This window comes from Pseudomonas sp. AK-TSAG1-1, from assembly GCF_056821665.1.
The window spans coordinates 2,405,342-2,425,264 of record NZ_CM165965.1 but is presented as its reverse complement, the minus strand read 5'-3'; the positions used below and the strand labels follow the sequence as shown (position 1 = coordinate 2,425,264).

The following is a 19,923-nucleotide window of genomic DNA, read 5'->3' as shown; positions in this document are numbered from 1 at the left end:
GCCCCCATTGACCGAACCGACTAGACTGTGACGAAATGTTTCAGCTTTTCGCCATGCCTTTGATCCAGACACCTCCCTCCTCCTGATTCTCACAGGATAAGTGCTTTGACCAACATCTGTTCTACCGGCCTTGATATCGGCTTTGCCTCTCTGGACTACCTGCAGATCGGCATCCTCGGCATCATTCAAGGCATCACTGAGCTGCTGCCTGTTTCCTCCACCGCGCACATGCGCATCGTCCCGGCCCTGCTCGGCTGGCCGGATCCGGGCTCGGCGTTTTCCGCTGCCATGCAGCTCGCAGCGCTGGCCGCAGTGGTCAGTTATTTCTGGCGTGACGTCAGGCAGGTGGTGGGCGGCAGCGTCGAGGCAGTGCGTCAACGTGACTTCAACAATCAGTGGTTCATCCTCGCGGTGGCCATCGTGCTGGCAACCATTCCCATCGGTATCGCCGGCATAGCGTTGTCTTCGACGCTCAATGCCTGCAACTCGCCCCTGCGCGGACTGATGGTGATCGGGATCTCCTGCGTGGTCATGGCGATTCTGCTGGCTGCGGCCGAGCTCACCTGCCGGCATCGCCGCACGGTGAGCGAAATGCGCCTGCGTGATGCGCTGATCGTCGGCATTGCGCAGATCGGCGCGCTGATTCCCGGGGTGTCGCGCTCCGGGTCGACGCTGACGGCGGCACTGTTCCTCAACTTCAAACGTGAAGAAGCGGCGCGCTTCTCGTTCCTGCTGGGTTTGCCGGCGATTGCGCTCGCGGGCCTGAAAGAGCTGTGGGTGCTGTTCCATGCCGACCTTCCCGCCTCAGTCTGGGGGCATCTGATTTTCGGTCTGGTGATCGCCAGCATCTCCGCGTTCTTCGCGATCTGGGGCCTGATGCGCTTTCTGGAGAAGTTCTCCACCTGGCCATTTGTCATCTACCGCGCAGTGCTGGGGATTTTCCTGATCGTTGCGGTCAGTACCGGGCTGTTGAGTTGATTTGAGCGAGAAAAACAAAACCCGCACTTGGCGGGTTTTGTTTTTAATGCCTGTGCACACAGCACATTACGGGTAAGCCGACTCAACACTCCTGGTTGAAACGGCACTCAATGTACGCAGCCCGATCAGCACTACCGACACCATCACCAATCCCGCAAAAATCGATACGCCAAACCCTGCCCGAGCACCGCAGGCATCGATGATCAACCCCGCCAGCATGCCGCCAAGCGCCACCCCGATGCTGATGCCGGTGGTCATCCATGTCAGCCCTTCGGTGATCCTTGACGGTGGGATGATGATCGTCCCCAGCTTCATGACCACGACCATCGTGGGTGCAAACGATATGCCGGCAATAAACAGCATCGCCGAGAGGACATAAACGTCAGGAGAAAACATCGGTAATACGCCTGTGATGGCCGTGACCAGTATGCCGATAAAGAACTGTTTTTCGATTGGCAGGGAAACCCTCAAGGCACCGAACGTCAGGCCCGCCACCAGCGATCCGAACGCATAGGCTGCGAGAATGAAGGTCGCAGAAGCAGGCCAGTCTTGCGCATTGGCGAAGGCTACAACGGCGACATCGATTGAGCCGCCGATTGCGCCCATCGCCAACAGCGCCAGCACGATGGTCGGAACGCCGGGAATCCGCAGGGTTGAGCCCGTATGCCTCGCATGACCCACGACAACCTGGGGTTCAGTCTGGCGCTGCAGGAGAAACGCCGTCACTCCGACGGCCAGCAACGCGACCGCGACAAGCGGCCCGGCTTCGGCGAAAAAGCTCACGCTCAGGCCGATCGCCAGTGGCGGGCCAATGATATAAGCGAGCTCGGTCAGCACCGTATCCAGAGAGAACGCCGTGTGCAGCTGCGGTTTGCCCCGGAACAATTGCGTCCAGCGGGCCCTGATCATCGACGGCATGCTTGGCATTGTCCCGGCCAATGCCGCCAGAACGAAAAGCAATGCCGCCGGCGCCCTCATGTAGACGGCGCTGATCAGCGCCAGCAACATGCCAATGCTGAACGTCGACACGACAGGCAGCACACGGCTTTGGCCACGCTGATCAACCAGTTTCGAGATGTAGGGGCCGATCAGTGCGTTGGCGAGGGTAAACGTACCGGCGACTGCACCGGCCAGCCAGTAGACCCCGGTTTGCTCCACCAGCATGGTAATGATGCCAATGCCGATCATTGCCTGCGGCAATCGCGCGATAGCGCTCGCGAGCACCAACCCCGTTGCACCAGGAGTTGTCAGGAGTTCGCGATAGTGGTTTGCCATGATGTCTCCATTCCATAAACGTCGCCGACCAGCATCCCGCTGCAAGGGCTGCAGCCCATGTTGGCCGCGTCAGACATCAAGACCTACGCGCAGAGCAAAAGCAACCACCGCCTGAACAGCAGAAAAACAAAAACCCGCACAAGGCGGGTTTTGTCTGTAACAGGTACAGCAGTCAGTCAGCCAGACGCCAGGTCGTGCCGCCCTTGCCGTCTTCCAGCACCACGCCCATGGCGGTGAGCTGGTCGCGGATGCGGTCGGACTCGGCCCAGTCTTTGCCAGCCCGAGCCGCCAGACGCGCAGCGATCAGCGCGTCGACTTCGGCTGCATCGACACGCCCTTCGGCGCCGGCCTGCAGGAAGTCGTCGGCTTCCAGTTGCAACACACCCAGCACGCTCGCCAGTTCTTTCAGACGCGCCGCCAGACCGGCCGCTGCATCGAGATCGCTCTCGCGCAGACGGTTGATCTCACGAACCATCTCGAACAGCACGGCGCAGGCTTCCGGCGTGCCGAAGTCGTCGTTCATCACCGTGGTGAAACGCTCGACGAACGCTTCACCGCCAGCCGGCGCAACGTTCGGCAGGCCTTTCAACGCGTGGTAGAAACGCTCGAGTGCGCCCTTGGCGTCCTTGAGGTTGTCTTCCGAGTAGTTGATCGCGCTGCGGTAGTGGCTCGACACCAGCAGGTAACGCACGACTTCCGGGTGGTACTTGTCGAGCACGTCGCGAATGGTGAAGAAGTTGTTCAAGGACTTGGACATCTTCTCGCCATTGATACGGATCATGCCGCAATGCATCCACGCGTTGGCGTAGGTCTTGCCGGAGGCCGCTTCGCTCTGGGCGATTTCGTTTTCGTGGTGCGGGAATTCCAGGTCGCTGCCGCCACCATGAATGTCGAAAGTCTCACCCAGGCAGCAGGTGGACATCACCGAGCACTCGATGTGCCAGCCCGGACGCCCGGCGCCCCACGGCGATTCCCAACTCGGTTCGCCCGGCTTGACGCCTTTCCACAGCACGAAGTCCAGCGGATCTTCTTTGGCTTCGTCGACCTCGATCCGCGCACCGATGCGCAGGTCTTCGATCTTCTTGCGCGACAGCTTGCCGTAGCCCATGAACTTGCCGACGCGGTAGTACACGTCGCCATTGCCCGGGGCGTAGGCGTAACCCTTGTCGATCAGGGTCTGGATCATCGCGTGCATGCCCGGAATGTGATCCGTGGCGCGCGGCTCCATGTCCGGCTTCTTGATGTTCAGGCGCGCTTCGTCTTCGTGCATCGCCGCGATCATGCGTTCGGTCAACGCTTCGAACGACTCGCCGTTCTCGTTGGCCCGGTTGATGATCTTGTCGTCGATGTCGGTGATGTTGCGCACGTAGGTCAGGTCATAACCGCTGAACCGCAACCAGCGGGTCACCAGGTCGAACGCGACCATGCTGCGGCCGTGGCCCAGGTGGCAGTAGTCGTACACGGTCATCCCGCAGACGTACATGCGCACCTTGTTGCCATCCAGCGGCTTGAAGACTTCTTTGCTCTTGGTGAGCGTGTTGTAGATCGAAAGCACGATGGTTCCTTAAGACTTGATCACTGGCCCCACGAATCACGCAGGGTCACGGTACGGTTGAATACCGGCTGACCTGGTTTCGAGTCCTTGATATCCGCGACGAAGTAGCCTTCGCGCTCGAACTGGAAACGGTCTTCCGGCTGTGCATTGCCGAGCGATGGCTCAGCACGACAACCGGTCAGCACTTGCAGCGAGTCAGGGTTGATGTTGTCCAGGAAACTCGCGCTGTCTTCGGCCTTCTCAGGGTTGGCCGAACGGAACAGGCGATCGTACAGACGCACTTCGCACTCGATGCTGGCAGCGGCCGGCACCCAGTGGATCACGCCCTTGACCTTGCGGCCTTCAGGGTTCTTGCCCAATGTGTCCGGATCGTACGAGCAACGCAGTTCGACGACGTTGCCGTCGGCATCCTTGATCGCTTCGTCGGCACGGATCACGTAGCTGCCGCGCAGACGCACTTCGCCGTTCGGCTCCAGGCGCTTGTAGCCCTTTGGCGGCTCTTCCATGAAGTCATCGCGGTCGATGTAGATTTCACGGGCGAACGGCAGCTTGCGCACGCCGAGTTCTTCTTTCTGCGGATGACGCGGCAGTTCGAGGTTCTCGACCTGATCTTCCGGGTAGTTGGTAATCACGACCTTCAACGGGCGCAACACGCACATGGCGCGCGGGGCGTTCGCGTCCAGGTCCTGACGGATGCTGAATTCGAGCATGCCGAAGTCGACCACACCGTCGGAGCGGTTGGTGCCGATCATGTCGCAGAAGTTGCGGATCGACGCCGGGGTGTAGCCACGGCGGCGGAATCCCGACAGCGTCGACATGCGCGGGTCGTCCCAGCCATGGACGTGCTTTTCATCGACCAGTTGTTTGAGCTTGCGCTTGCTGGTGATGGTGTAGTTCAGGTTCAGGCGGCTGAACTCGTACTGACGCGGGTGCGCCGGCACTGGCAGTGCGTCGAGGAACCACTCGTACAGCGGACGATGGCTTTCGAATTCCAGGGTGCAGATCGAGTGGGTGATGCCTTCGATGGCGTCCGACTGACCGTGGGTGAAGTCGTAGTTCGGATAGATGCACCACTTGTCACCGGTCTGATGGTGATGCGCGTGACGGATGCGGTACATGATCGGGTCGCGCAGGTTCATGTTCGGCGAGGCCATGTCGATCTTCGCGCGCAGCACGCGGGCGCCGTCCGGGAACTCACCGGCGCGCATGCGGGCGAACCAGTCGAGGTTCTCTTCAACCGAACGGTCGCGGAACGGGCTGTTCTTGCCCGGCTCGGTCAGGCTGCCACGGTATTCCTTGGCCTGCTCAGGGGTCAGGTCGTCGACGTAGGCCTTGCCTGCCTTGATCAGCTCGACGGCCCAGTCGTGCAACTGGTCGAAATACTGCGAGGCGTAGCGCACTTCGCCGGACCACTCGAAGCCCAGCCATTTGACGTCGCTTTCGATCGCGTCGATGTATTCCTGGTCTTCCTTGGCCGGGTTGGTGTCGTCGAAGCGCAGGTGCGTGACGCCGCCGAACTCCTGGGCCAGGCCGAAGTTCACGCAGATCGACTTGGCGTGGCCGATGTGCAGGTAGCCGTTGGGCTCAGGCGGGAAACGGGTAACGATCTGGGTGTGCTTGCCCGAGTCCAGGTCTGCCTGGATGATCGGCCGCAGGAAATTGACCGGCACGGCAGGGCCGGACTTGGCATTCGAGGTAGGGTCGACAGTGGGCTTGCTCATTAGGATCCTTGACTTACATGTGCGCGGCCGCAAAAGGGGGCCAGACAAAACAAAGCCGCTATCATAGCCGATGCTGTCAAGGGGCTGACAGAGCGCGGCTTATAAAGGAGCGCATTTAATCGCCGGGATTTGAAAAACAGCCTCGAAATTCGCGCCTGTCACGCTAAACTGCGCACCTTGGCCGAAGCAGGCTGAACCGGTTGTGGGGCTGAATGTCCCAGAACCACGAATTCTTTATAAAATGCTTCATTGAAAAAGAGCACCGATCATGACTCAAGTCAAACTGACCACCAACTACGGCGACATCGTCATCGAACTGGACGCGGAAAAAGCGCCGATCACCGCTGCCAACTTCCTCGAATACGTTAAAAACGGTCACTACGAAAACGTGGTATTCCACCGCGTGATCAAGGGTTTCATGATCCAAGGCGGCGGTTTCGAGCCTGGCATGCAGGAAAAGAAAGACAAGCGCCCGAGCATCCAGAACGAAGCGGACAACGGCCTGAAGAACGAGAAGTACACCCTGGCCATGGCCCGCACCATGGAGCCGCATTCGGCCTCGGCGCAGTTCTTCATCAACGCCACCAACAACAGCTTCCTCAACCACACCGCCAAGACCGCTCAGGGTTGGGGCTACGCCGTGTTCGGTAAAGTCGTTGCAGGCACCGACGTTGTCGACAAGATCGAAGGCGTTGCGACCACTTCCAAGGCTGGCCACCAGGACGTACCGAAAGACGACGTGATCATCGAGAAAGCCGAGATCATCGAAGCGTGATATTGCTGATTTCAGACTTGCATCTGGAAGAGGAGCGCCCGGACATTACCCGGGCGTTTCTGGATTTGCTCGCCGGACGCGCCCGCTCGGCGAGTGCGTTGTACATTCTGGGCGACTTTTTCGAAGCGTGGATTGGCGATGATGCCATGACGCCCTTCCAGCGTTCCATCTGCCAGGCCCTGCGCGAATTGAGCGACAGCGGCACGGCCATCTTTGTGATGCACGGCAATCGCGACTTCCTGCTCGGCAAGGCCTTCTGCAAAGCGGCCGGCTGTACGCTGTTGAAAGACCCGAGTGTCGTGCAGTTTTACGGCGAACCGGTATTGCTGATGCACGGCGACAGCCTGTGCACGCGCGACGTCGGCTACATGAAGCTGCGTCGCTACCTGCGCAACCCGATCACCCTGTTCATCCTGCGCCATTTGCCCCTGAGCACCCGCCACAAACTGGCGCGCAAACTGCGCAGCGAGAGTAAGGCGCAGACGCGGATGAAGGCCAATGACATTGTTGACGTCACCCCGGAAGAGATTCCGCGGCTCATGCAGCAATACCGGGTGAAAACCCTGATTCACGGCCACACCCACCGCCCGGCGATCCACAAGCTGCAGCTCGGCGAGCAGGCGGCGAAGCGGATTGTACTGGGGGATTGGGATCGTCAGGGCTGGGCGTTGCAGGTGGATGAGAACGGGTTTGCCCTGGCGCCGTTCGATTTCGCCCCGCCTCCAGCCCTGCCCGCCCCGTCAATCTAAAACCCTGGCACAAAACAAATGTGGGAGCGAGCCTGCTCGCGAAAGCGTTGTGTCAGGCACTTCAGTGCTGAATGACACACTGCATTCGCGAGCAGGCTCGCTCCCACATTTGATCGTGTTGCAGGTCAGTGCCCGGAAGCAGCCGGGCCTGCTTTTGCAGCAAACGGCGGTTTCGCCAGCCACACAATCAGAATCAGCCCCATGAACCCCCAACCCAACAACGTGAAGTAATCCACGGTGGAGAGCATGTACGCCTGGCTGGTAAGGATCTGGTCCATCTGCGCGTAAGCCGATTGGCTCGCCCCGCCTAAATGATTCAAGGTCTCGCGGGTCGCCGGCTCGAAGGTGCTGATGCTTTCGCTCATGTACGCATGGTGCTGATCGGCGCGGCGAATCCAGATCCACGTGGTCAGCGACGCCGCAAAGCTACCGCCCAAGGTCCGCAGAAAAGTCGCCAGCCCGGCGCCGTCAGCAATCTGGCTCGGCGGCAGGTCCGACATCAGGATGCTCAGGGTCGGCATGAAGAACAGCGCCACGCCAATCCCCATGAACAGTTGCACCAGGGCGATGTGCTGGAAGTCCACCTCGTTGGTGAACTCGGCCCGCATGAAGCAGCTCAGGCCAATCGCCAGGAACGCCAGCCCGGCCAGCAGACGCAGGTCGAACTTGTGCGCGTACTTGCCGACAAACGGCGACAGCAATACCGGCAGGATACCGATTGGCGCCACGGCGAGACCGGCCCAGGTCGCGGTGTAGCCCATCTGGGTTTGCAACCACTGCGGCAGGATCAGGTTGATGCCGAAGAACCCGGCGTAACCCAACACCAGCACCAGCGTGCCGATGCGGAAGTTGCGGTGAGCGAACAATCGCAGGTTGACCACCGGATGTTTGTCAGTCATTTCCCAGATGATGAACACCGCCAGCGCAATCACCGAAATCGCCGCACCGATGATGATGAAGTTCGATTCGAACCAGTCTAGGTCATTGCCCTTGTCGAGGATGATCTGCAACGCACCCACACCAATGATCAGCGAGATCAGGCCAACGTAATCCATCGGCTGGCGACTGGTTTCCACTGGGCGCTTGGCCAGTTGCGAGCGCACCACCATCACCGCAAAGATGCCGATCGGCACGTTGATGAAGAAGATCCACGGCCAGCTGTAGCTGTCAGTAATCCAGCCACCGAGAATGGGACCTGCAATCGGCGCCACCACCGTGACCATCGCCAACAGCGCCAACGCCATCCCGCGCCTCGCCGGTGGATACACGGCGATCAACAGGGTTTGCGTCATCGGGTACAGCGGCCCGGCCACCAGGCCTTGCAGTACGCGGAAGCCGATCAGTTCCGGCATCGACGTGGAAATACCGCAGAGGAACGAGGCCAGCACAAACAGAATGGTGGCCCACAGAAACAGCTTCACTTCGCCGAAACGCCGACTGAGCCAACCGGTCAGCGGCAGCGCAATGGCGTTACTCACGGCGAACGAGGTGATCACCCAGGTGCCCTGCTCCGAACTCACCCCCAGGTTGCCGGAAATCGTCGGCAGGGCCACGTTGGCAATGGTGGTGTCGAGCACTTGCATGAACGTCGCCAGCGACAGGCCGATGGTGCTGAGCAACAGGCTGGGCGGCGTGAAAGAGGCGTTATTGCTCATTGTGAATCCTATGAAACCGGGTTGGCGCTGCGCCCTATGTGGGAGCGGGCTTGCTCGCGAAAGCAGTGCGTCAGTCAACATCCATGTTGAATGTCAGTCAGCATTCGCGAGCAAGCCCGCTCCCATTGGGCCGGAGTCGATATCAGCGTTGCGCGGTTTTGCTGACCGCAGCGCTGTTGTCGTGAATCAGCTGGGCGATCATCGCGTCGGCTTCGGCCAGTTGCTGGTCGTAGACGTTGGTGCTGAACGAGGCCTTTTGCGGCGGCTGCTGCGCCAGCACCGGACCGCTCTGGTCGTGCAGGTTCACTTCAACGTTGGTCGACAGACCGACCCGCAGTGGGTGTTTCGCCAGCTCTTCGGCGTTGATGTGAATCCGCACCGGCACGCGCTGCACGATCTTGATCCAGTTACCGGTGGCGTTCTGCGCCGGCAGCAGGGCAAACGCACTGCCGGTACCGGCGCCGAGGCTGTCGACGGTGCCGCTGTACTTCACGCTGCTGCCATAGATGTCGGACTCGATGTCCACCGGCTGGCCGATGCGCATGTCGCGCAGTTGGGTTTCCTTGAAGTTGGCGTCGATCCACAACTGATCCAGCGGAATCACCGCCATCAGCGCGGTGCCCGGCTGAACGCGCTGGCCCAGTTGCACGGTGCGCTTGGCGACGTAACCGGTGACCGGCGCGATCAGGGTGCTGCGCGCATTGTTCAAGTAAGCCTGACGCAGATCGGCAGCCGCCGACATCACGTCCGGGTGCGAGGAAACCACCGTGTCATCGACCAGCGCGCTGGTGGTTTTCAGTTGCTGTTTAGCGTTGGCCAAGGCGTTTTGCGCCGAGGTCAGGTCGTCGCGGGCGTGGGACAGTTCTTCCTGGGAAATTGCCCCGCCAGCGGCGAGGTTTTTCCGGCGGTTGAAGTTGTCCTGGGCTTTCTGCACTTCAGCCTGTTGCGCGTTGACCTGGGCTTTCATGCCATCAACGTTGCTGTACAGGCCGCGCACCTGACGCACGGTGCGCGCCAGTTTCGCCTGGGCACTTTGCAGGCCGACTTCAGCGTCGTTGGGGTCGAAGTTGATCAATACCTGGCCTTCGTGAACCAGATCACCATCGTCAGCGCCAATGCTGACCACAGTGCCGGTGACCAACGGGGTGATTTCCACCACGTTGCCGTTGACGTAGGCGTCGTCGGTGCTTTCGTTAAAGCGCCCGATGAATTCGTGATACGCCCAGACGCCGGCACCGGCGAGCAGGACCACCACGGCCAGCACCAGCAGCATCACTTTGCGCTTGCGCGGATTGCCGGTGTCCGGGGTGTTGTCTTGAGTTTGAGTGTTTTCGGCAGTGGCCATGACAAATACCTGAATTAGTTGTGCGACGTGGCTGGGGTGGTGTTGGCGGCGGTCAGGGCTTCACCCTGGAAGCCGCCCCCCAGCGCTTGCATCAGTTGAATCGACAGGTCGATCTGCTCGGCATTGAGGTTGGCCAACTGACGCTGGGCCTGCAGCAATTGCTGCTCGATGCTGAGCACGTCCAGGTAGTTGCCGATGCCGGAACCGTAACGCTGGACGACGGTGTTGTAAGAATCCTGAGCAATGTCGGTGGCGTGTTGTTGCGCGCCGATCTGCCGGCCGATATCACGCAGCTGGTTGATCGTGTCGCTGACATCGCCCAGTGCTTTCACCAGGCTTTTGTTGTACTGCGCCACCGCCAGATCGTAATCGGCGTCGCGTGCATCGAGGTTGGCGCGCAGGCGCCCACCGTCGAAGATCGGCAGCGAAATGGTCGGGGCGATGCTGAAGAAACGACTGGCCGAACCGAACATTGCGTCACCCAACAAGGATTCGGCACCGGCGGACGCCGTAAGGTTCAGATTGGGGTAGAAGCGGGTCTTCGCCGAGTCGATGTCTTTGCTCGCCGCCTCCACGCGCCAGCGCGCGGCGACCAGATCCGGGCGACGACCGAGCAGCTCTGCCGGCAGTACCGACGGCACGGCCACGGCGCTGGCTTGCAGAACTTTCGGCCGGGCGATTTCGTTGCCACGATCCGGGCCTTTGCCGAGCAACACGGCCAGGGCGATCTTGGCGCTGTTCAAGCGTTTTTGCGCATCGATCAGACTGGCTTCGGAGCTGGCCTCAAGGCTTTGGGTCTGCTGGAACTGATACTGGCTGTCGATCCCGGCACTCAAGCGACGCTGGCTCAGGTCGAGCATCTGTTGGGTGCGTTTCAGATCGTCGTTGGACAGGTCGTAGACGATGTGTGCCTGCCCCAGATCGCTGTAGGCCCGGGCCACATCGGCGGCGAGGGTCAGTTGCGCGGCCTGACGGTCGACTTCGGCGGCGCGGGCCTGACCGAGTGCGGCTTCCCACGCATCCCGCTGGCCGCCCCACAGGTCGAAGTTGTAATTGAAGCCGGCGCTGACGTTACGCACGGTGGCGTAGGCATCGCCCTGCCCTCGCGGGTCCTGATCCTTGGCCAGACGCGAACGGCTGATGCCGGCGCTGGCGTCGAGGGTCGGATAGCGTTCGGCATCGGCGGCATACGCCGCGGCGCTGGCCTGATGCGCACGGGCTTGGGCGATCTGCATGTCCGGGCTGTCGTGCAACGCTTCGCGAATCAGGCCGTCGAGTTGCGGGTCGCCGAGGCTGGTCCACCAGTCGCTCTTCGGCCACGCGGCCGGCGACAAGCTGACACCGTTGAGGGTCTGGCTGACGTTGAGGTTTTTCGCATCAAGGTTTTTGCCTTGAGTGTCGAGGCCGCTGTAGTTGGCACAGCCGGCGAGGATCATCGCCGACAGCACCAGGGTCAGGCTGCTGCGCAAGGTTTTACCGCTCATTGTGTTCACCTAACCGCTGGATAGTGATCGGGTCACCGGCTGCCAGCAGGATTTTCTTGAGGATGTATTCCAGGGTTTTCAACTCGTCCGTAGTGACGGCACCGGCCAGTTCATTCATTGCGTCGGCGCCGATGTGCGGCAGGCGATCGGCCAGTTGCTGGCCTTGCTCGGTGAGCTTGAGCTGCACCTGCCGGCGATCGCCTTCGCTGCGTTGGCGAGCCAGGAAACCTTTCTGCTCCAGACGATCGAGCATGCGCGTCATCGAACCGCTGTCCAGCGACAGGTGCCGGCACAACTCGGCCGGGGTATCGACGCCGTACTGGGCCATGATGATCAACACCTTGAACTGCGCGGCGGTGATGCCGTGGGGTTCCATGTGGGTGTCGATGATCCGGTCCTTGAGCAGCGCAGCACGGCCAAGCAACAGGCCGAGATGGCAATGTTTGAATTCGTCCGGGGTGAAGTGCTTCATGTGCTCACCTAATAACTGCCTAGGCAGTGAATGTATGTCGAGATGTTACTGCCTAGGCAGCGAATGTCAACGTAATAGTTAGGTTGCTTTGTAATTAGTTGACCAATGGAGTTGGTTTTTGCGCTGAGCACGCGGGCGCCGTCGCGAGCAGGCTCGCTCCCACAGGGTTCCACAGCGCACACAAATGTGTGTCCGCCAGAGATTCAATGTGGGAGCGAGCCTGCTCGCGAAGGCCGTAATTCGGTGGAACGCCGGTCAGTTCTCGTCGGAAGATTTGGCAGGCGCTGACGGTTGCAGCGGATGCACCTCGCGCCCGCGCATGGCCGTCACCGCATAACCCCAGGCGCGCTTGGCCCCCGCGTACATGCTGTGCCAACCCGGCGGCGCGGGCTCGATGGCCGCGTGCAGCGCCAGTGCGTAGTCGAGCACCAGCCCGGGTGTCCAGGCCATCACCTCGGCGCGTTTACGCACTTGAGCCGCCACCCAGAACTCTGGACTGAGAAAGACCCGGGCGAAATCACGCATGCTCGAATGCCCCCGGTTCATCGCCCCTTCAAGGGCCGCTTCAAGGCTATGGGCAACGGCACTCGAACAATTGCGGCTGGTGAGGTTGTACGTGCTGTTGCGCCGATACTCGGCCCAGAATGCCTGCAACCGCCGCGCGTCATAGTGGGCAAAACTGACTTGCACCGAAGACGGGCACCAGTCAGCCACCTCGCCGGCATAGTCCGGCAGAAACCGGCCGGCAACATCGTTGTTCGGCGTCGCCCGCAGCAAGCGCACGAAGTCCCCCGCCGACCGGTCGATGTCGTCCAGCGGGTAATGGCTGATGTAGATATCCGGGCCACATTCGAGGGCCGCGTGGCCGGCGGAAATCACACCGTTGATGTCGACTGCCGCGATGTAGCGGTTGAGCAACCGGTTGCGCACCAGGACGTCATCAACGGTGCCACTGGGTGTCCAGACATGGATCACCAGCGCGGTGTCGTGTGCCGGCACACTGACCGCAGAAGAGCTTGTCATCGCCGGCTGTTTTTTGAAGCGCACCGCCTGCTGCAGCAAGGCACAACCCGAGAGAAAGATGCTCATGCCAATGCAAAACGGCACCGTGCCCTTGTACAGCGTCGGGTACGGTTCGAGGATGAACAGGCCAAAGCCGATTTCGAACAAACCGGTCAGCAGCGACAGTCGCCAACCGACAAAGCGCACCACCACCGCAGCCGCCAGCCGAAAACCGCCATCAAGCAGAAACGCCACACCAAACAGCACCGCCAGAATCAGGCTGGCGGCATGTTGCCGGTCGACGATCAGCAGCCCGAGTATCAGGAACGCCAGCCCCCGCGCTTTGCGCAACGCCGCCGCAGTCCCGGTTTGCGGTGCCGGCACCAGCAGAATGATCAGCGCTTCGAGCAACAACAGGTAGCCAAAGACATGCAGCGGGAAATACAGCACGCCGTCCAGCGCATCGATGAAGATGGCCACCCCGGCCGCGCCCCAGACAATGCCGGTCAGCGCCAGCGTTGACCAGCGTTTGCGGACAAAGTCGTTACCGAGCAAAACCATACTCAAGCGGATCATATGCGCCCCTGTTCTCTTCGGGCAGCCGCCAACCGCGCAGCGCTTGAACTGCGATGAGTCTAATTCATTCTGGAAAAGCCGGATCGCGGCGGTGCGATCCGGCTATTGATTGCGCGACCTAAAAATCGCGTTTGTAGAAGATATCCAGCGAGCTGGCGACGCCGCTCGCTGCTTCCAGATAAACCTTCTTGCTCAGCTTGTAACGCAGCGCGATGGTGTTGGCCGGTTCGAACACGCCGACGCCATAACGCAGACTGAGCTTCTCGGAAATGTTGCCACTGGCGACCACGCTGGTGGTGTTGCCACTGCCCTGGGTGTCGAGCTGGAAATCCTGAATGCCGAGGTCTTTGGCCAGACCGCTGGTGACCCCGGAACTGCCCATCAAGCCCAGACCCAACGCCGCTTGCGCGAGCATATTGTTGTCTTCGCCGTTGGTGCTCAGCGGACGCCCGAGCACCAGGTACGACAACGCCTGCTCCTGGCTCATGGCCGGCTCGGAGAAAATCTGCGTGGTCGGCTGCTCGGCGCTGCCGCTCAGGCGAATGCCGGCGATGACGTCGTCGGTCTGGCGAATCGCTTCGATGTCCAGATACGGCTGATCGATGGGGCCGGCAAACAACAGCCGCGCGCGGCGCACGCTCAGGCGCTGGCCATAGGCGCGGTACTTGCCGTCGTTGAGCCACAGCTCGCCACGGGTGTCCATGTTGTCGCCGATGTGCACGTGACCTTGCAGGTTGGCGGTCAGGCCGAACCCGGCAAAACTCAGTTTGTCTTCGCCGACTACCACGTCGATGTCCATTTTCATGGCGATCGGCGGTTTGCCCTCTTCGGTCTGCGCGCCGACGATGATCGTGTCGTCGGAGACTTTCACCGTCGATGGCGGCAATTCACGCACGGTGATTTCGCCTCTCGGCACTTGCACCTTGCCGGCAATCTTCAGCTCATCATCGGCCATGGAAATTTTCAGGTCCGGCGCCACTTCCAGCTTGGCGTACGGCTCAACGGTGACTGGCAGCTGCGTGCCCTTGAGCGCCAGATCGACCACCAGCGCCTGACCCCAAGCGACATTGCCGTTGAGGCTGCCCTGGCCGGTCTTGCCGCTTTTCCAGCCGCCGTCCAGACGTACCGACTCACCGGCAATCACCGCTTGCAGTTGCAGGTCCTGCAACTCCATCGGCAACTCGGCGCCGGACACTTCCCCGTCGCTGAGCTTCACCGTGCCGTTGACCAACGGTGCCAGCAGGCCACCGGAAATCGTCCCGCTGCCGTTCAGGCGCCCGGTAAGTTTCTCGACCATCGGCACAAACGGCCGCGCCACCGACAAGTCCAGCCCGCTGAGACGGAACGAGCCGCTCAACGGTTTGTTTTTCGGCAGCGGATTGAGCTGCGCCTGCACCATCAATTCGCCGAGTTTGCCGCCAACGAAGTTGAGGTCCGTGTCGATGCGCTTCGGTGTGAGTTTGCTGGTGAGTTTCAGGGTCTGGTACGGAAAGTCCAGCCACTGATCCTTTTCCTTCATGCGCAAGGTGCCGCCGCTGGCGTCGATGCTGACCACGCCGTTCGGGCCGCTGGCCGGCAGGTCCAGTTGCAGGTCGGCGTTGAGCTTGCCCTGCCAGGCGAAGTCTTTCGGCAACCATTGCGCGAGGCTTTCGATCGGGAACTGCTTGAGGTGGTAACGCAGTTTCGGCTCGGGCATCAGCCGCTGGTCTTCACCGCACAGGCTGGCATTGCCAGACATCCAGCAATGCGCGCCGAAGTTGATCTTGCCGTCAGCCAGGCGTTCGAGCTTGGCCGGATTCTGCAGTTTCCAGTCCTGGCCGCCGGCCTGAATGTCACCGCTGGCCAGACGTCCGCGCCAGTTGCCCTTGTCCAGATTGCCGTCCAGGCCGAGGGCCAGTTTCAGCTTCGGCCCAAGCAAATCGAGGTTGAGTTTCTGGCTCTTGATGTCGCCCTGAGCGCTGGCGGTCAACACGCCGAGGTTGGTATCGCCGGCCTGAATCCCGCTGCCTTTCAGATCGATCTTCGCCCGTTGCACACTGTCGAGGCTGGCGTCGAGGTTGAGGCTTTGCAGGCGATTGTCCTGGAACGCCAGTTGCGAACCTTGCAGACCGAGTTTGCCTTGCGGCGCCTTCAGCGTCCCGGCGACGTTGACCTGGCCGGTAACCTGCCCGCGCAGCTGCGGCCAAAGTTGGGCCAGCCGCGCCAGCTTGATGTCGATCTGGCCGCTGAGTTTCTGTTGCAGGCTGCCTTTGCCGCTGATGCTGTTGTCACCCAGGCGGATTTGCAGGGCGTTGAGGTTCCACTGCTCGCCGGCACCGTCAGCCTTGGCCTGAAGGATCGCCGGTTGGCCGCGCAGTTTGCCCTTCAGGTCGAGGTCGGCGGTGAGGCTCACGCGCTCGTTCTTCATTTCGCCCGTGCTTTTCAGCGGTCCAGCTAAAGTGCCCGGCAACTCCGCGACCCAGTACGCCGGGTTCAGCGCCGACAGTTCGAGCGCGGTGTCCCAGGCGATGCCGTCGGCGAACTGCACGTTGACATGACCTTCGGCCTTGCCCTGCCCGGCTTCCATCTTCAGTTGCGGCAAGGCGATCTGTTTCAGGCTGCCGCTGAACGGACTGCTCAGGCTGAACGCCCCCGCCGGGCCGTCCAGTGCGGCGGCGAAGTTACCGATGTATTGGCCGTCGGTGTAGGAGACTTCGCCAGTGAAGGTGCGCAACGCGACTTGCGGCTCGTCGATTTCGTTATAGAGCCGATGCCACGGGAAATCCTGCCAGTTGATGTTGGCTTGCGCGGCAAGGCCTTTGCTCCAATCGACACTGCCGGTGAGCTTGAGGCTTTGCTTGTCGCTGGCCGTCAGGTCGAGGCCGGCGATCTGCGCACCGCTGGCATCTACCTTGCCTTTGAGCAGCAACGCCACCGGGCCTTTATCGGCGGGCAGCGTGGCATTGCCGTTTAACTGGTAACCGTTTTTCAGGTCGCCGTCGGCGGTCAATACCAATTGATTGAGTTGCAGGGTATCCGGCAGGTCGGCGCTGGGTTTGAACGCGTCCGCGGTGATGCGCACCTTGGCCGGCAGGTTTTTCGTCAGTGGTTGCAGCTCACCGCTCAACTGACCGTCGAGGTAACCGTGGCTGTCGGCATGCAGGTTGAGGGTTTTCAGCAGATCGCCGTCAACCTTCAGCGCCAGCGTCCAGGGGCCGACACCGGGCGATGGCAGGGTCAGGTCGCCGGCCATGTTCAACGGCCAGTTGCCAGTCGGCTGCAGCAGGCCGGAGAGGTTCAGGCTGAGGTCGTCGCGCTGCAGTTTCACGCTGTCGATCTGCAGGCCTTGGGCACTCCAGTGCGCCGCCAGTTGCAGGCCTTTGAGTTGCTCGCTGCCGTTGAACAGCAGACTGCCGACCTGCACGTCGCCCAGCTCGATCGCCAGCGGCAGTTGCAGGTCAGGCAGTTTGATCGGGCCGCTGTCGCCGGTGTCTGCGCTCGGCGGGAATTGCAGAATGACCTGATCAGCCTTGAGCTGTTCGATGCACAGGGTCATGCGGGTCAGGCACAGCGGCGACCAGGCGAAGATCGGCTTGTTCAGCTCGACCCGGCTGCTGTCCTGCTGCCATATCAGGTGATCGGCGCTCCATTGCCCGCCGAGGCGGCCCTGGAAATTCTCTACGCTCAAACCCGGCACCAGACCCAGCACCCAACGGCTGCCAGCCTGTGTTCCGAGTACAGTGGCGATACTCAATACCACCAGCAACACCAGCGCCAACAGCGCCAGTGCAGTCATTTTCAAACCACGCTTCACAGCTCAGGCCCCATGGAAAAGTGCAGCCGGATGCCGCCATCGTCGTCCAGCGCGTGGGCCAGGTCGAGGCGGATCGGCCCCACCGGCGAGACCCAGCGCACACCGATACCGACCCCGGTCTTGAGGTTCGGCAATTCGAGTTTATTGAAGGAGTTGCCTTGGTCGACGAAGGTCGCGACTCGCCATTTCTCGGCAATCGAATATTGATACTCGACGCTGCCGGCGACCATGTAGCGTCCGCCGATGCGGTCGCCCTTGGAGTTCTCCGGAGACAGGCTCTGGTAGTCGTAACCGCGCACGCTCTGATCGCCACCGGCGAAGAAGCGCAGCGATGGCGGTACCGAGTTGTAGCCGTTGGTGGCACTGCCGCCGACCTGCACCCGACCAAGGAAGCGGTGGTTGTCGAATACGGTGGTCAGGCCTTTGATCAACGCGGTGCCGTACAACAGGTTGTTGTCCGAACCGAGGCCTTCCTTCGCCACTTTGCTTTCAAAGGTCAGGCGATAGCCGTTGTGCGGGTCGATGCGGTTGTCGCTCTTCAGGTAGGAATAGCTGATGCCGGGCATCAACAAGGTGCTGAGCCCCGAGTCGTCGCCGAGCTGATATTCCTCGCGCTGCCATTTCAGCGAGATGACCCGCTGCCAGCCGCTGGGCAACTTGCTGTGCCATTCAGGGCCGAAGGTCAGCAGCTTGCTCAGGGTGTCGGAACCGTCGATGTCTTCATATTGATAACCGCCGGCCCAACGCAGTTTGTCGGTCAGCGGCGGGTCGAGCGGGATGTCATAGAACAGTCCGACGTTTTGCCGTGGCGCCGACAGTTCGGCCTCCCAGCCATAACTGTCACCTTGTGGGTTGACCCAGTGGCGAGTCCAGTTGGCCTTGATCCGTGGGCCGACGTCGGTCGAATAACCGAGGCCCAGGCCCATGGTGCGCGGCTTGCGCGTGTCGAGTTTGACGTCCACCGGGATTACGTCGTTCTTCGCTGCGGTCGGTGCGGCATCGACCCGCACGCCTTCGAAGTAGCCGCTCGATTGCAGGTCGCGGTTGAGTTCGGCGATCAGTTCGGAGTCGTATGGGTCGCCCGCCTTGAACGGCACCATGCGCTGCAACAGGTCTTCGTCGAACGGCGTGTCGCCCTCGAAACTGACTTTGCCCAGCGCATAACGCGGGCCGCTTTCGTAGATCAATTCAATATCGGCCACCCCGGCGCGCGGGTCGACCAGCAGTTTCTGGCTGGTGAAATGGCCGCTGAAAAAACCGAAGCGCGACGCCTGGTTCTGGATCAGGCGTTTGGCGTCTTCATAACGCCCATGGTTGAGGACGGCACCGGACTTGAGCGTGTCGCTGCTCGGCACACGAAAGGATTTGAGGGAGGCAGCAGGCCCGTCGACCCGGAGGGTGACGTTGCGCAGGCGAATCGGTTCGCCGGGATCGATGTTCAGCACCAGGCGCGGTTTTTCACCGCCCTTCACGTCACTGTCGATCTGCGGCTGATAATAGCCCAGGGCCTGCGCTGCTTTGCGCGCCTGTTCTTCGGCCCCGCGACTGAAGCGCAGCAAGGCTTCTTCGTCACGATCGCCGAGGCTACCGATATAGCCTTCTATGTTGGCTTTCAGTTCATCGTTGGACGGTTTGATCCGCACGTCCAATTCACTTTGCGCCAGCGCCGCGCAGCTGGTTAACAGCATGAGCACGCCACTGGTAAATCTTCCTGGAAACTTCATAGGCGCGGATGCTATCACGGGCTTGGGAGCGTGATAGAACAGGAAATTTCCCAAGAAGTTCGATTGTCATGCTGTTGCAGTTTGTAACACCTGCGGATTGGCGTGGAAAAATACGTGTTCGCGCACCGGGCCGACGGCAACTTCGCCAATCTCCTCATAACCCTGACGTTTATAGAATTCCAGGTAACGCGGGTTGCCGGTGTCGAGCACCACGCCTTGGGAGGTTTCGTCGACTGCGCACCAATTGTGCACCGCTGTCAGCAACTGCTCGCCGAAGTGTTTGCCTTGAAACTGCGGATGAATCCCCAGCAGCGGCAACATGTGCACCGAGTCGCTGGGCACACACGCGGTCACCGCATCGTGATATTCCAGATAACGCCGGGTGCAGCGAAAACCGGTGCTGAGCACCATGCGCAGGCGCCACGCCCAACTCTCGGTGATGCCCAGACGACGCTGCGGCGGAGCGATCAGGGCGATGCCGATCAGGCGATCGTTGACCAGCAGGCCGATGGCCGGCAGATCCTGCAGAAAATGCTGTTTGACCAGCTCGCGCACCGTCGCCCGCACGCGTTGCTCGTAGCCCGGGCGCTCGGCCTCGAACAGGTAGCCGAAGGTCGGCTCGTGGCGATAGGCCTGATACAGCAGCGATCGGGCTTCACGCGAGTAACCGCGGTCGAGCATATGAATGTCGGCGATGGCAGTCTGGGTTTCAGGCATGACAGTGATTCTCCCCCGGGGCGCATGCAAAGGGCGGCGCTCTTGTTGGTACGAACCTTTTGCGGGTGGTGCGGTTCCCCACAGGTATAGACCACGGCTGGA

At 61.1% G+C, this 19,923-nt stretch carries 14 protein-coding genes; 3 read left to right on the top strand and 11 right to left on the bottom strand.

Features of this window, described 5'->3' with window-relative positions:
* Nucleotides 1-105 precede the first annotated feature (105 nt).
* On the top strand, nt 106-978 hold the full coding sequence (locus AC1UK9_RS10930; protein WP_025108971.1) for an undecaprenyl-diphosphate phosphatase: 873 nt from the start codon (nt 106-108) through the stop codon (nt 976-978).
* 66 nt (nt 979-1,044) lie between these two features.
* Here the strand turns inward: AC1UK9_RS10930 and AC1UK9_RS10925 are convergent, their stop codons facing one another.
* From AC1UK9_RS10925 to AC1UK9_RS10915, 3 genes are all read right to left on the bottom strand, one after another.
* Nucleotides 1,045-2,253, bottom strand: a complete 1,209-nt coding sequence (locus AC1UK9_RS10925) for an MFS transporter (RefSeq protein WP_482580034.1) — start codon at nt 2,251-2,253, stop codon at nt 1,045-1,047.
* A gap of 172 nt (nt 2,254-2,425) precedes the next feature.
* Nucleotides 2,426-3,808, bottom strand: a complete 1,383-nt coding sequence (gene cysS / locus AC1UK9_RS10920; protein ID WP_482580033.1) for a cysteine--tRNA ligase — start codon at nt 3,806-3,808, stop codon at nt 2,426-2,428.
* Between the two features lie 20 nt (nt 3,809-3,828).
* Nucleotides 3,829-5,529 carry a glutamine--tRNA ligase/YqeY domain fusion protein gene (locus tag AC1UK9_RS10915; protein WP_482580032.1) on the bottom strand — a complete coding sequence of 567 codons (1,701 nt, stop codon included), beginning with the start codon at nt 5,527-5,529 and terminating at the stop codon, nt 3,829-3,831.
* 268 nt (nt 5,530-5,797) lie between these two features.
* Here AC1UK9_RS10915 and AC1UK9_RS10910 point away from each other — a divergent pair, with 268 nt between their 5' ends.
* Both AC1UK9_RS10910 and lpxH read left to right on the top strand, forming a co-directional pair.
* Nucleotides 5,798-6,304: a peptidylprolyl isomerase gene (locus AC1UK9_RS10910; protein WP_473015201.1), complete on the top strand. Its 507-nt coding sequence runs from the start codon at nt 5,798-5,800 to the stop codon at nt 6,302-6,304.
* Entirely contained in the window at nt 6,301-7,053 is a 753-nt protein-coding gene (gene lpxH / locus AC1UK9_RS10905) for a UDP-2,3-diacylglucosamine diphosphatase (RefSeq protein ID WP_473015200.1), read from the top strand. The genes AC1UK9_RS10910 and lpxH overlap by 4 nt, the downstream gene beginning before the upstream one ends.
* 125 nt (nt 7,054-7,178) lie before the next feature.
* Here lpxH and AC1UK9_RS10900 read toward each other — a convergent pair whose 3' ends face one another.
* The 8 genes from AC1UK9_RS10900 to AC1UK9_RS10865 form a co-directional block, all read right to left on the bottom strand.
* Entirely contained in the window at nt 7,179-8,708 is a 1,530-nt protein-coding gene (locus AC1UK9_RS10900) for a DHA2 family efflux MFS transporter permease subunit (protein WP_473015199.1), read from the bottom strand.
* Between the two features lie 142 nt (nt 8,709-8,850).
* Complete coding sequence (locus AC1UK9_RS10895; protein ID WP_473015198.1) at nt 8,851-10,053, bottom strand: EmrA/EmrK family multidrug efflux transporter periplasmic adaptor subunit; 1,203 nt, start codon at nt 10,051-10,053, stop codon at nt 8,851-8,853.
* Between the two features lie 14 nt (nt 10,054-10,067).
* Complete coding sequence (locus AC1UK9_RS10890; protein ID WP_482580031.1) at nt 10,068-11,537, bottom strand: efflux transporter outer membrane subunit; 1,470 nt, start codon at nt 11,535-11,537, stop codon at nt 10,068-10,070.
* Nucleotides 11,527-12,009 carry a MarR family winged helix-turn-helix transcriptional regulator gene (locus AC1UK9_RS10885; RefSeq protein WP_025108962.1) on the bottom strand — a complete coding sequence of 161 codons (483 nt, stop codon included), beginning with the start codon at nt 12,007-12,009 and terminating at the stop codon, nt 11,527-11,529. Before AC1UK9_RS10885 ends, AC1UK9_RS10890 begins: the two co-directional genes overlap by 11 nt.
* 255 nt (nt 12,010-12,264) lie before the next feature.
* Entirely contained in the window at nt 12,265-13,587 is a 1,323-nt protein-coding gene (locus AC1UK9_RS10880; RefSeq protein ID WP_482580030.1) for an HdeD family acid-resistance protein, read from the bottom strand.
* Between the two features lie 118 nt (nt 13,588-13,705).
* Entirely contained in the window at nt 13,706-17,380 is a 3,675-nt protein-coding gene (locus AC1UK9_RS10875; protein WP_482580029.1) for a translocation/assembly module TamB domain-containing protein, read from the bottom strand.
* Nucleotides 17,377-19,104, bottom strand: a complete 1,728-nt coding sequence (locus tag AC1UK9_RS10870) for an autotransporter assembly complex protein TamA (RefSeq protein WP_025108959.1) — start codon at nt 19,102-19,104, stop codon at nt 17,377-17,379. Before AC1UK9_RS10870 ends, AC1UK9_RS10875 begins: the two co-directional genes overlap by 4 nt.
* Before the next feature lie 66 nt (nt 19,105-19,170).
* On the bottom strand, nt 19,171-19,821 hold the full coding sequence (locus AC1UK9_RS10865) for a GNAT family N-acetyltransferase (RefSeq protein ID WP_482580028.1): 651 nt from the start codon (nt 19,819-19,821) through the stop codon (nt 19,171-19,173).
* Nucleotides 19,822-19,923: the final 102 nt, after the last annotated feature.